The 12,854-nt window shown below is 43.5% G+C and carries 11 protein-coding genes and 1 tRNA gene; 4 read left to right on the top strand and 8 right to left on the bottom strand.

Annotation, left to right across the window (positions count from 1 at the left end; all coding sequences use genetic code 11):
* Positions 1–90: 90 nt before the first annotated feature.
* From HXT44_RS02030 to HXT44_RS02015, 4 genes are all read right to left on the bottom strand, one after another.
* Entirely contained in the window at positions 91–549 is a 459-nt protein-coding gene (locus HXT44_RS02030) for a cell division protein SepF (RefSeq protein ID WP_004105139.1), read from the bottom strand.
* Between the two features lie 24 nt (positions 550–573).
* Complete coding sequence (ftsZ, locus tag HXT44_RS02025; RefSeq protein WP_064621739.1) at positions 574–1,785, bottom strand: cell division protein FtsZ; 1,212 nt, start codon at positions 1,783–1,785, stop codon at positions 574–576.
* Positions 1,786–1,987: 202 nt separating this feature from the next.
* Complete coding sequence (gene dusB, locus HXT44_RS02020) at positions 1,988–3,142, bottom strand: tRNA dihydrouridine synthase DusB (protein WP_064621738.1); 1,155 nt, start codon at positions 3,140–3,142, stop codon at positions 1,988–1,990.
* A gap of 69 nt (positions 3,143–3,211) precedes the next feature.
* Positions 3,212–4,732, bottom strand: a complete 1,521-nt coding sequence (locus HXT44_RS02015) for a glycine--tRNA ligase (RefSeq protein WP_064621737.1) — start codon at positions 4,730–4,732, stop codon at positions 3,212–3,214.
* A gap of 179 nt (positions 4,733–4,911) precedes the next feature.
* On the opposite strand from HXT44_RS02015, the gene HXT44_RS02010 reads away from it, so the two are divergent.
* Positions 4,912–5,277 carry an MTH1187 family thiamine-binding protein gene (locus tag HXT44_RS02010; RefSeq protein WP_033888601.1) on the top strand — a complete coding sequence of 122 codons (366 nt, stop codon included), beginning with the start codon at positions 4,912–4,914 and terminating at the stop codon, positions 5,275–5,277.
* 64 nt (positions 5,278–5,341) lie between these two features.
* Positions 5,342–6,574: a M20 family metallopeptidase gene (locus HXT44_RS02005; protein ID WP_421783037.1), complete on the top strand. Its 1,233-nt coding sequence runs from the start codon at positions 5,342–5,344 to the stop codon at positions 6,572–6,574.
* A gap of 17 nt (positions 6,575–6,591) precedes the next feature.
* Here HXT44_RS02005 and HXT44_RS02000 read toward each other — a convergent pair whose 3' ends face one another.
* From HXT44_RS02000 to HXT44_RS01990, 3 genes are read right to left on the bottom strand one after another with little or no spacing between them, the layout of a single operon-like run.
* Positions 6,592–7,386 carry an isoprenyl transferase gene (locus HXT44_RS02000; protein WP_004105147.1) on the bottom strand — a complete coding sequence of 265 codons (795 nt, stop codon included), beginning with the start codon at positions 7,384–7,386 and terminating at the stop codon, positions 6,592–6,594.
* Between the two features lie 2 nt (positions 7,387–7,388).
* Positions 7,389–8,135: a DNA repair protein RecO gene (recO, locus tag HXT44_RS01995; RefSeq protein ID WP_004110538.1), complete on the bottom strand. Its 747-nt coding sequence runs from the start codon at positions 8,133–8,135 to the stop codon at positions 7,389–7,391.
* Positions 8,136–8,166: 31 nt separating this feature from the next.
* Positions 8,167–9,678: a DivIVA domain-containing protein gene (locus tag HXT44_RS01990; protein ID WP_004110540.1), complete on the bottom strand. Its 1,512-nt coding sequence runs from the start codon at positions 9,676–9,678 to the stop codon at positions 8,167–8,169.
* A gap of 118 nt (positions 9,679–9,796) precedes the next feature.
* Here HXT44_RS01990 and HXT44_RS01985 point away from each other — a divergent pair.
* Positions 9,797–9,870 (top strand) — tRNA-Val (locus HXT44_RS01985).
* 44 nt (positions 9,871–9,914) lie between these two features.
* Here HXT44_RS01985 and HXT44_RS01980 read toward each other — a convergent pair.
* On the bottom strand, positions 9,915–10,802 hold the full coding sequence (locus HXT44_RS01980; protein ID WP_410311005.1) for a YlbL family protein: 888 nt from the start codon (positions 10,800–10,802) through the stop codon (positions 9,915–9,917).
* 260 nt (positions 10,803–11,062) lie between these two features.
* On the opposite strand from HXT44_RS01980, the gene HXT44_RS01975 reads away from it, so the two are divergent.
* Positions 11,063–12,823, top strand: coding sequence for a zinc-dependent metalloprotease (locus HXT44_RS01975; RefSeq protein WP_421783034.1), 1,761 nt, complete (start codon positions 11,063–11,065; stop codon positions 12,821–12,823).
* Positions 12,824–12,854: the final 31 nt, after the last annotated feature.

The following is a 12,854-nucleotide window of genomic DNA, read 5'->3' as shown; positions in this document are numbered from 1 at the left end:
GCATCGCTTTTATGCTACCAAAAAGTATAAAAAAGCAGCGAAAGTTGTTAAACAAACGCTGCTCAATTAATTCTTTAGCAAATACAATTTTTAGGAGAACAAGTCACGCGCAGTATTGTCGTTCGGAGCATCCTCTACTTTGATATTCACTTGTGCTGGGCTTAGCAAAAATACCCTAGGAGTCACACGCTCAATAGAACCGCGAACACCAAATACAACTCCAGCAGAAAAATCAACAATACGATACGCAACTGATTCAGTTACACCAGTAAGGTTTAAAACCACTGGAACACCGTCACGCAAAGCACGACCTACCATTTGCGCATCATCGTAAGACTTAGGATGAATTGTAGTAATACGACTCATACGACTAGCATTCGCACGAGCAGAACCACCACGCAAATCATTACCATGTTGCGACACAGCAGGAGTTACCGAGCGATCATTATCGAATGACGTTTCTTGAACATCAGATTCAGCATAATCATCATCCTCAGGCACATCTGCCATACCAACGTATGACATCACGTTCTTCATAAAGCCAGCCATGAAGCAACCCTCCTCTCGTTACGCTTAACGCAGAAAATCAGGAATATCTAATTCGTCAGGTTCAGCAGGCTGCTGTACAGGAGCTGCAGAAGGAGAATATTGCTGATTCATTGCAGGCTCAAACATAGAAGGCATAGAAGCAGGTTGTTCTACTTGTGGAGCAGCTTGAGCTTCCTCTTTGAAAGATGACGTAGACTGTGCAGGAGCTACAGGCTTAACATCTGCTTGCATATCAACAAACTGACCAGCTTTAGCTGAGGACTCCTCCGCCTTAGGATGAGCATCAAATCCAGCAGCAATAACCGTAACTCGAACCTCATCGCCGTAAGAATCATCCAAAGAAAGACCCCAAATAATTTGAGCTTCTGGATGAATAGCTTTACGAACAAGTTCAGTTGCAGCAGAAGCTTCCTGAAGCTTCAAATCACTTGGACCTGCGATATTAATCAAAGCACCGTGAGCACCCTCAATGCTTTCTTCCAGCAATGGGGAGCTAATAGCAATTTCAGCTGCCTGAGTTGCACGATCCTCGCCCTTTGCAGCACCAATACCGAACAATGCGGTACCTGCTCCGCGAAGAACAGCTGTAACATCAGAAAAATCAACATGAATGTAAGAATTCATGGTAATTAAATCAGTAATGCCTTGCACACCTGCGAGCAATGCAGTATCTGCAGTCTTAAATGCTTCAATAATTCCAATAGTACGATCAGAAATTTCCAAAAGACGATCATTTGGAATAACAATCAACGCGTCAACTTCTTTGCGAAGATTCTCGATACCAAGTTTTGCAGATGCAGCACGTTGCGGTCCTTCAAAACCGAATGGACGTGTAACAACAGCAATAGTCAAAGCACCTTGCTGATGAGCTGCACGAGCCACAATCGGGCTTGCACCAGTACCCGTACCACCGCCTTCACCGCAGGTAACAAACACCATGTCAGCACCCTTAAGCGCCTCTTCAATGTCTGATTGATGATCCTGCGCAGCCTTAGCACCCTTTTCAGGGTCAGCACCAGCGCCCAAGCCTCGGCTCGAAGCATCAGATAATGAAATCTTTACATCAGCATCAGAACGCAGTAAATCTTTAGCGTCAGTATTAATGGCCACAAACTCTACATTCTGTAGACCCTCGCTGATCATCCGATTGACGGCGTTACCGCCGGCACCACCGACGCCGACTACCTTGATGATGGTTTTGTCGTTGAAATTGTCAGTCTGGGCAATCTCGCTCACCGTTATCTCCTGTCACTCACGCACGTTTACACAATATTTTAGCGCAAAACGCTCGATACTGACGACGTTTTCACAATAAACTGAAAAAATGTCACTGTTTTGATAATACACCGTGCTATATGCAAATATGAGCACAAGGTGATTTTAATAGAACATTATCGAAATAATCAGTGCAAAAAAATGACGAAAGCCCTAGAAAACACTAGTAACTTGCATCCATTGGATCATCACCAAATAACGCCTCTCGCTCTTCGTGACTAGTTGTACGAGAATCTAACCACCCATACGGCAAATGAACTTTTTTAGCAAATCTAACTCGTCCACGCGGCGTGTCTAACACTTTTTCTGGCAAACGAAGAGAACCGTCAAGCATATCGAGATTACGTTGAACATCCTCAATTGACTCGCACTCCATAAACGCTTTACGAGTGCCACCACCAACAGGAAAGCCCTTTAAATACCAAGCGACATGCTTACGCAAGTCGTGAACAGCCATACGCTCGTCACCATCATAAAACTCAACTAAGAGCTTCAAGTGACGCAAAATAACGGAACCAACTTCTGTCAAAGTAGGATTCACACGATTATCGCTACCTTCGCAAGCATTGCGAATATCAGCAAACAACCATGGGCGACCTTGGCATCCTCGACCGATAGCAACGCCAGCGCAACCAGTTTCCTTAAACATTGCGAGCGCATCTTCCGCACCCCAAATATCACCATTGCCAAAAACTGGAATATCGAGTGCTTCTACAAGCTCGCCAATACGCGTCCAGTCTGAATGACCACCATAATATTCTGCAGTTGTACGAGCATGCAAAGTTACAGCAGCGCATCCTTCTTCTTGCGCAATATGACCAGCTTGAATAAAAGTTTCATGATTCTCGTCAATTCCAACGCGGAATTTAGCTGTAACAGGGATTCCTGCTGGTTCGCAAACAGAAACAACGCGATGCAAAATTTCTTGCAACAAATCAGTTTTCCAAGGAAGAGCAGAACCACCGCCGCGTCGCGTCACTTTTGGAACTGGGCAGCCGAAGTTTAAGTCAACGTGATCAGCCATGTTTTCGTCGACAACAATTCGAGCTGCTTGCTCTACAATAGAAGGATTTACACCATAAAGTTGCAAAGAGCGCACTTTTTCGCTAGGAGCAAAACGGCATAAACGCAATGCTTTTGGATTTCGTGCAACTAAAGCTCGAGCTGTAATCATTTCTGCTACGTAAAGCCCGTCCGGACCAAATTCGCGGCAGATTACGCGAAATGGCCAGTTAGTGATCCCAGCCATTGGAGATAAAACAACAGGAGTTGCAATATGAACTTTCCCTAAATCCACTGGTTTTATAGAAAAATTCATATTGCTTTAACTCCGTTCACTGTAATAATAATTTTGCTTATTAATGCTTAAGCACTACTCAAATACGTATTAGTACAATCCGCCAGCAGTCGCGATTTGTACAGGCTTAGACTCGTCTTCGCCAGCTTCTTTAGCAATATCCGTAGCACCGTCGGCTGCACGAGTACCAACGATTTCAACAGGACCTTGCGGATACTTAACGCGCTTTTCGTTAATTCGGCTAGCGACGTAATCTGCAACCTTGTCCAAGGAAACACGCTCTTGTTGCATGGTGTCGCGCTCGCGAATTGTAACAGCATGATCTTCCAAAGTATCGAAGTCGACTGTTACGCACAAAGGAGTACCAATTTCGTCCTCACGACGATAGCGGCGACCAATAGCTCCAGCCTCATCGTAATCGATAACCCAATCATGCTGACGCAAATCTGCAGCCAAATCTTGAGCAACAGCTTGCAATTCTGGCTTCTTGCTCAAAGGCAAAACTGCAGCTTTAACAGGAGCCAAACGAGGATCAAGTCGAAGAACAGTGCGCTTGTCAACTCCGCCCTTAGTGTTTGGAGCTTCGTCAACGTCGTAAGCATCAACCAAGAATGCCATAAGCGAGCGCGTAAGACCAGCCGCAGGCTCAATAACGTAAGGCACATACTTTTCGCCAGTAGCCTGGTTGAAGTAGCTCAAATCCTCGCCGGAATGCTTAGCATGAGCAGACAAATCGTAGTCAGTACGGTTTGCAATACCCTCAAGCTCTCCCCAATCCGAACCTTGGAAGCCAAATTTGTATTCAATATCGACAGTGCGCTTGGAATAATGGCTTAGCTTCTCTTTAGGATGCTCATACATGCGCAAATTCTCTGGCTTTACACCCAAATCAACATACCAATTTACGCGTGTATCAATCCAATACTGATGCCAAGCTTCGTCTGTTCCAGGCTCTACAAAGAACTCCATTTCCATCTGCTCAAACTCGCGAGTGCGGAAGATGAAGTTTCCAGGCGTAATTTCGTTGCGGAAAGACTTACCAATATTCGCAATGCCAAAAGGCGGCTTTTGACGAGCAGAAGTCATGACGTTCTTAAAATCAACGAAAATACCCTGAGCTGTTTCTGGACGCAAATAATGCAAGCTATTTTCGTCTTCAACCGGTCCTAAATGAGTGCGAAGCATCATGTTGAAGTCACGTGGCTCAGTCCAGTTTCCGCGAGTACCACAATCTGGGCAAGCAATGTCTTTTAATCCATTTTCTGGCATCTTGTCGCCATGCTTTTCAGCATAAGACTCTTCCAACTTATCTGCACGATGACGCTTATGGCAATTCAAGCACTCAATCAAAGGATCGTTAAACACGGAAACGTGACCGGAAGCAACCCACACCTGTGAAGGCAGAATAACGGAAGTATCCACTCCAACAACATCTCCACGCGTGGTCACCATGTAGCGCCACCATTCGCGCTTGATATTATCTTTTAACGCAACACCGAGCGGGCCGTAATCCCACGCAGAACGCGTGCCACCGTAAATTTCGCCGGCTGGGAACACAAATCCTCGACGCTTAGCCAAGGAGACGACTTCATCAAGCTTTGAAACAGCCACAATACACCTTTTCGTAAAACTAGAAAATTCGGGTGAAAACGTTGCTATTATAGAAAAACCCTGTGACGCTTGTAAAATTGTTAAAGTAATGCAAATTTATAAGTTTGTTGACGCATTATTTGGCGTTGTCTTGTTTTGCTAGATTTGCATAAGATTACGATTTTAAAGGGATTGTTACTATGAGTGAAAATAATAACGAGAATACAAACGACCACGCGAACGAGCACAGAACTAACACGGTCGCGGCGTTGTGCATTGCTCCAAGCGGAGTCGGAGACGAGTTGAGCGAGTACGTGGCGGATGCTGTACAAGTAATTCGCGATTCTGGATTAAAGAACGAAACTAACGCAATGTTCACGAATATTGAGGGCGAATTTGATGACGTTATGCGCGTTGTGAAAGATGCTACGATGACTTTAGTTAGTAAAGGATACCGTACTGGAGTAATACTAAAATTAGATATTCGCCCTGGTTTTAGCAATCAAATTGACGCAAAAAGTGCGCTTGTAGATAAGATTCTCGACAAACGAAATAAAGAAGAATAAAACTAAAATCAAATAATCTCAAAACTCAAAAAAGTTATAATAAAACAAAAGAAAGCAGGAATTTATGCTGCAACTTACGGCAGTTCAGAAAATATTATCCGATTTAGATGAAACCCAAGCAGAACGAGAAAAACAATACAAATACTTTCATCAACATCCTGAACTGTCAATGAAAGAAGATCATACAGCTCAAACAATTATTGATATTCTTAGCAAAGCTGGGATTGAAACAAAGCGAGTTGGAAAAACAGGCGTTGTGGCAGAGATTAAAAACGGCGAAGGTCCTGTTGTTGTTATGAGAGCGGATATCGATGCGCTTCCAATTAAAGAAAATTCAGGAAAAGATTACACTTCAACAGTTAGCACGCAAGACGAAAATGGCAAAACGGTTGGAGTTTCACACGCTTGCGGTCACGATTTTCATATTTCCAGCCTACTTGGTGCCTTGAAGGCTTTTAATGAACATAAAGATGCTTGGAAAGGAACGTACATTGGCGTTTTTCAGCCTGGAGAAGAAACAGCTCAAGGCGCAAAAGACTTGGTGAAAAATGGCATTACGAGCATGATTGCAAAGCCCGACGTTTACCTTGGTCAGCATGTGTTGGGTGCTATTCCTGCAGGAACAGTCGGTATTCGTCCGGGCGCGTTCTTAACTACTGCAGCTTCGATTCGCGTGCACATTTTTGGTAAAGGTTCGCATGGTTCTATGCCTGAGTTGAGCGTTGACCCGGTGGTTGTTGCTTCATCAATTGTGCTTAAATTGCAGACGATTGTTTCTCGCGAACTTGCAGCTAAAGATTACGCAATTGTTACAGTTGGCGCGCTTAATGCAGGAAGTAAGTCGAATATTATTCCTGATGATGCCGAGCTTTTAATTAACACAAGAACTTATAGCGAAGATACTCAAAAATTTGTGCACAATGCTATTGAACGAATTGTGCGTGGAGAGTGCGAGCTTGCAAGATGTCCTAAAGAACCAGAGTTTACGTATTATGATCGCTATCCGCTTACGAATAATGATCAGAATGCGTCTTTGCGCGTGCGTAAAGCTTTTGATGAATACTTTGGAGAAGATTCTGTAGATATTTCGCGCGCTTCTGCTTCGGAAGATTTTTCTATAGTCGCGAACGCTTTTAAAACTCCTTACGCTTACTGGGGCTTAGGTGGTTTTGCGGATATGCAGAATGCTCCTGGAAATCACAATCCGGCATTCGCCCCAGATTTGCAGCCCACTCTTAATCGCGGATTAGAAGCTGCAGTTGTAGCAGCTTGCGCTTGGCTCGCTAGCGAAAAGTAACAAATCTTAGTGAGATACTAGGCGTTTTTTACGCCACCAAATCTGCGGTCGCGATGCGCATAACGGTCGATTGATCTCCACAGCGCTTCGCGGCCGTAATCTGGGAATAGTTCCGGCACAAAATCAAGTTCCGCATAGGATGCTTGCCAAGGCAAAAAGTTGCTAGTGCGCTGCTCGCCGGAAGTGCGAATCACCAAATCGCAATCTGGAATATCCGGATTATACAAGTGCTCAGCAATCATTTTTTCACTTACGCGATCGCCTTTAATTTTGCCGTCTCGAATTTCTTTCGCAATTTGCGCGCAAGCATCCGCAATTTCCGCACGACCGCCGTAATTTATGCAAAAAACAACGTCAATAGTTTTATTATTTTTGGTGATTTCTTGCGCTTTTTCCAACTCGTCAATAACAGACTTCCACAAACGAGGGCGCCTTCCTGCCCAACGAACTCGCACTCCCCACTCGTTCATTTGTGCAACTCGCCTATGAATAATCTCCCTAGAAAATCCCATTAAAAAGCGCACTTCTTGCGGAGATCGCTTCCAATTTTCGGTAGAAAAAGTGTATAAGCTTAAATAACGAACTCCTGCTTCTATAGCTCCTGCAATAACGTCAAAAACTACCGGTTCTGCAGCTTTATGACCTTCGGTTCGAATCATTCCGCGCTCTTTTGCCCAGCGTCCGTTTCCGTCCATAATCACACCGACATGACGAGGCACTTTGCCCTTAGGAAAATCTGGTATGCGAGAAGGGTCACTAAAAGGAGCCGCTGGAATATCAAGCGACTTATAATCCACGTTTTCAAAAGCCATACTTACGAATGTAACAACCCCATCGAACGAATAGGTCGCTCAAGATAATATTCAGCCCATTGCTGAACGCATCGCATAGTAGAAGAATCAACCGACACTCCGTCAAGAACAGACCAGTTTCCTTGCGCAAGCGCACACAATTGCAAACGCGTCGAATTAGCACAAACTATTGAATCCGGAGTGTGATCACTTGCACACATCATTCCACCTGCGCAAGGCGAAAAATAGCATAAATCTTCATTTTTTCCACATACAACACAAGCCTGTAGTCGCGGAGACCACCCAGCTAATGACAATGCTCGCAATATATACGACACGCCAATAGCATCAGGAGAATGCTTATGCTTAGACAATGAAAGTAAAGCCGCAGTAAGTAGACGATACTGCCCTAGCGTATCTTGATATTCACGCCTGTATTCATCTGTATATTCGTTAGAAACAAGCAAATCCACAACTTCAAGCATGACGTTTGCATACTCATAGGACGTATAATCTGCACAAATTTCACCAGCATAAGCAGCAATAGAAACAGCCTGCGAGACTACATCCAAAGATTTACCTTGTGCAAGAAGCAAATCAACACGCATAAGCGGCTCAAGACGACCACCAAAACGTGATTTAAGCCTACGAACTCCCTTTGCAACAGCACGAACTTTGCCATGCCGCTTAGTAAGAAGCACAACAATCCTATCCGCTTCACCTAAAGGAAAAGTACGAAGCACAACAGCTTCATCGCGATACAATGGCATAAATCAAACTATATCTTTTTTAATAGTTAGATTAATTACGATCGTTATTTTCCGAATCGTCGTCGCCTTGAGAAGAGCTACCGAAATTAGTAGATTCATCAATATGACCAATAATTGGGAATGACAAATCTGGAATATCTAAACTCAATGGCTTACTCGGCTGCAAATTAGAAACATGCAACTCCGGAATATTAAGCGAAGAATGCTGCGAGGAATGCTGTGCAGAATCTTGAGGAGCAAATGATGGAATTGATTCATCAGGAGCAGGAGCCGCAACAGGCTTAGGCGCAGATGAATTATTGCGATTACGAGCTGCAGGAGTGAAAGAAGGAGGTAGCACAGAAGATTCAGAAGAGTTTCGCATTACTGTAGCGCTTTGCAAAAGCTCGTCATTGCTATCAGTATCGTTAAGAACATTAGAAGGCTTACTTGCAGCAGCATGAGGTGTAAATATTGCGCGCTCAGACTTATTTAACGCTTCAAACGAATCATTAGAATCTTGATTAGCATAATCTACAGGAGCAAAAATGCTTTGTTTATCATGATTTGGCACGCTAGGTATTGAGCGAGGTGCAATCTTAGACAATCTATCCGCAGTGTCTTCATCGTCCACAGCATCCTCAACAGGTTTGAATATTGAAGAAGCAGAAGGTGCAGTGGCAGAAGCGGAAGAAGCTGCAGAAGCAGCACTGAAATCAGATGCAGGCTTTATTGAAGGAGCAAATGATGGAACAGGCTCTTCAGAATGGTTATAAGATTCCGTAGATTCTGAAGATTTAGCAGGCTCTTCAGCTTTAGTTACAGGAATAACAGAAGGTGGAACGGAAGGAGGAACAGAAGCAGGAGCAGAATAAGATTCAGATGCTGCTCGAGAGTATGAGGAACTACTATTATCCGCATCAACATACTGTTCTACACGCTCAAAAGATTCCAAGCTGCTAAGCAAACGCACACAAGCGTTTAAATAATAATCAACTTGACGCTCATCATAACCGTGCTTACCGTTTTTTTGCGTAAAAATCACATTAGAAACATAAGCAGAATCAATATCTTGCAATGTTTCTTTGTCTGTCTCCCACTCAAGCTCATGACCAAGCATAAGAGCAATCTTATCTAACGCTTGATCGACCATAATATCCACTTGTTTACGCGCATAAGACGGGTGATGCGAAGAACCACGATCAAAACGATCGCGATAATCTCTTTGAGCATGTTGCAAAAGTTTACGATAAAGCGCTTCTACACGAGCTTTCCATGCAACTCGTCCGCATTGCGCCAATTCTTGCTCAGTGCACTTATCTACTACCGCACGTTCCAAACGCGATAACGCAGCATCAACTTGACCAATAATGTAACCATTACGCTCCAAGTCAAAAGAAACCTCTTGAATATCTTTCTGCGTAAGTCGAGCTTCATCGCTTTCGTACAAAGTGTGAGCACGCTCTAGAAAAGCATTCACCTGTGCGACGTTATATCCTAACTTACGCTTACCCACACGCTCCATTGCTGAAGCATTACGAGCGGTATCAGGTTTCTGAGCCATCGAATATCGACCTCCTGAGCACATGTTCTTATTCAGTATACTGTACGCGATTGTTACGACGCGCGCCACACGTTGCATTCGTACACACCATCATGTATGTTTTTAATTTGTTGCAAACGGGCGATTAGCTCAGCTGGCTAGAGCGCCACCTTTACACGGTGGATGTCGGGGGTTCGAGTCCCTCATCGCCCACTTTCTGCTCTTTATTTGGTTTCTGCTTTATTTGGTTTATAGTTTTATTTCACATTGCAACTTGGCAATTTATCTGTCCCACGACCAGAACCAATAGCTTTTAACGCTTTGTAAGCATCATCCAATGTTTTTACACTTACAACGCGCAAACCTTGTGGCACATGCCCAACAACTTCATTGCAATTATCGTAAGGCGCTAAGAACCAAGTAGCTCCATCTCTTTTAGCTGCAATCATCTTTAAACGAATACCACCAATTGCACCAATTTTTTGCGATTTTTCAATAGTTCCAGTTCCGGCTATCGTCTTACCACCAGTTTCTTGTTCAGGAGTAAGCTTGTCAAGAATTCCTAGAGTGTACATCATTCCGGCAGACGGTCCACCAATATCTTCAATATGTAAACGAACTTTTACATCTTCTTTTTTAATTCCAAGATGCTTAGACGCGTACTGCAACGCAACATTTTGAGCAAGATTTTGCGAATTATCCATCTCGTTCGTGGATTCCTTCTCATACTCGTCAGCGCTCTGCCCTACTGGCACAATAGCTTCACGAGGCAACAAACTTTTATGAGGATTCATCCACGAAATCAATGAATAAAATGTTGAAACCTCATATCCAGGAACACCAGAAACATTGACAGTAATCAACAATAATTTACCAGTATCATGATTTTCTTTTACTCGAGAACCAGACATATCAATCACAGGAGTATTTGATAGGGATCCTAAAACATCCTGCGTTGGACCAGGCTCTTCTACGACGTATGCACTTGGAAGCGACAACGCAAAAATCGCAACAATTACTGTAAAGAATCCTGCAAAATATCGCAAAGAATGCGAAGTAATGTACAAAACTAAAGCATGAGACAGCGAACGCAAGAATCTAAAACACGTACGGAATACACTAGCACCTGTAGAAAAGCGAAACATGCTTGTATCATGGCACAAGCCCTATATAGTTTTGCTTTAAAATATATTTGCACGCAAGTTATAGCGCATAAAACCATATTATCGAGTAGAATATTTGTATTAAGAAATATTTTTATTAAGAAGATGCGCTAAACTCGCATATAAAGACGTGTAAAATACGTATAAATACTTATAAAATACGTACAAATACGTGCAGATACGAAACGTATAAAAATAAAAACTGTAAATTATGCAACACGTGGCACGAGAAGGATACGCTCATGAATGACGATGCAATTCACCAATGGCTCATTGAATGCTTTGGGCCAATACAAGGAGAAGAAGCATGGAAACAACTTGACCAGCTTCCGTTTGAGCTACGCGAACAACTCTTAAATCAGAATCCAGATAAGCTTCCTAAACCAGACGAAGTTCGCGGAATGATGCAAGCTTTTAGTGCAGGCGGCCTTAATAATCCATACGAAATGGAAGCAACACTTGAAGAAGGGCCAATTAATCGCAAGTTAGCGCAATCTATTGCTTTACAGCACGCTAATGGCGATCAAGGAAATGTAAATGCAGACGTAGCAGATGCCACACGAAGAGCTTTAAGCCAAGCGAACTTATGGCTAGATATAACGTGCAATTTCAATCCTGCTCCTGGAACGCCAGAAGTATTGTCTAGAGCTGATTGGGTAGAAAAAACGCTTGAAGCTTGGGTTAAATTCGCTAATCCTGTTGCAAAATCAGTAAATGAAGCACTCACTTCTGTTATTGAAGAGCGATTCCGAGATGTGGATAATGCTGAAGTAAAAGGATTATTTGCAGGAGTTGTGCCGATTCCGTTGCCTGAAGGAATGAATAATCCAGCGCAACTCATGAAACTGCTTGGAAACACTTCGTTTGCTATGCAACTGGGTCAAGCAGCTGGAGCACTTTCACACGAAGTACACGGCAGTTTTGATCAAGGTCTTGCGCTGTTGCAAAATCCTGCAGGCGGATTAATTCCATACAACTGCATTGAGTATGCAAAAGTGTGGGAGTTGGATGTTACAGAAGTCATGAATTATTTGGCTTTGCGAGAAGCTGCACACGCAAGATTATTTGCATCCGTGCCATGGCTTATGCCACGATTTGAAGCACTGATTATTAAGTACGCAAACGGAATAAGTATTGATTTAGAGGCTATGGAAGAACAGCTTCGCGACGTGGAAACAATGAATCCGGAAGCAATTTCAGGAGCTGTTAATTTGCAAAATATTGGCAGCAATGATTCTGAGGAGCAGCGTCAAGCTTTGCACAGTTTGGAAACTTTGCTTGCACTTGTTGAAGGTTGGGTTGATTGCGTTACATGGCAGTCTGGAATGGCTCATATTGTGCACATTGAGCAGTTGCGAGAGATGATGCGTCGCGAGCGAGCTGCAGGAGGACCTGCAGAAGTGACGTTTGAATCGTTACTTGGTTTGCATTTGCGCCCTCGCCGTATGCGCGAGGCATCGCAATTGTGGGAAAAGTTGACTCGCGAGCGCGGTATTGAAGAGCGAGATAGCTTGTGGAGTCATCCAGATTTGTTGCCAACTTTGCCGGAAGCTAGCGAAGTTACGAAGGATGCTGGTAATGAAAGTAAAGCTGGTAACGCAGGTGACGAAGTTACGAAAGAAATCGATGCGGAGGATGCAACGAAAACTGCTGCAAAAAATGCAATAGAAACTCAGTCTAACCAAACTAGCGAAGCAACTGAAAAAACTAGCGAAACTAGCGAAAGTCACGAAAGTGCAGACAGTTACGAAAGTAACAAAAATACTGATAACGCTATCGAAAATAAGCCTATCGAAAAATCTTTTGAAAAATTAACAGAAGACGATTTAGGCACAAATGATTGGGATGCTGAACTTAGCAAGCTTTTGGAAGAGGATGCACGCCAAAAGAAGCAAAACAGCAAAACCGGTAACGAAACTGACGACGAATCCGGCGACGAATCCGGTAACGAAGCTGGCAACGAATCCGGCAATTCCGATAAAACTGATGCTGACGGCGAATAAAACTCTTGTAAAACTCCTGATTCAATAACAA

Origin of the sequence: Gardnerella sp. DNF01198P, assembly GCF_049244165.1 — a bacterium.
GTDB lineage: Bacteria > Actinomycetota > Actinomycetes > Actinomycetales > Bifidobacteriaceae > Bifidobacterium > Bifidobacterium swidsinskii.
Note: the sequence above shows the minus strand (reverse complement) of the source record. Positions and strands in the feature narration are given on the sequence as shown.

Bases quoted from the DNA above. Each gene is read 5' to 3' on its own strand.
- HXT44_RS02030 (WP_004105139.1), bottom strand. From the start codon at position 549: ATGGCTGGCTTTATGAAGAACGTGATGTCATACGTTGGTATGGCAGAT.
- dusB (WP_064621738.1), bottom strand. From the start codon at position 3,142: ATGAATTTTTCTATAAAACCAGTGGATTTAGGGAAAGTTCATATTGCA.
- HXT44_RS02010 (WP_033888601.1), top strand. From the start codon at position 4,912: ATGAGTGAAAATAATAACGAGAATACAAACGACCACGCGAACGAGCAC.
- HXT44_RS01975 (WP_421783034.1), top strand. From the start codon at position 11,063: ATGAATGACGATGCAATTCACCAATGGCTCATTGAATGCTTTGGGCCA.
- recO (WP_004110538.1), bottom strand. From the start codon at position 8,135: ATGCCATTGTATCGCGATGAAGCTGTTGTGCTTCGTACTTTTCCTTTA.
- HXT44_RS02005 (WP_421783037.1), top strand. From the start codon at position 5,342: ATGCTGCAACTTACGGCAGTTCAGAAAATATTATCCGATTTAGATGAA.
- HXT44_RS01990 (WP_004110540.1), bottom strand. From the start codon at position 9,678: ATGGCTCAGAAACCTGATACCGCTCGTAATGCTTCAGCAATGGAGCGT.
- HXT44_RS01980 (WP_410311005.1), bottom strand. From the start codon at position 10,802: ATGTTTCGCTTTTCTACAGGTGCTAGTGTATTCCGTACGTGTTTTAGA.
- HXT44_RS02000 (WP_004105147.1), bottom strand. From the start codon at position 7,386: ATGGCTTTTGAAAACGTGGATTATAAGTCGCTTGATATTCCAGCGGCT.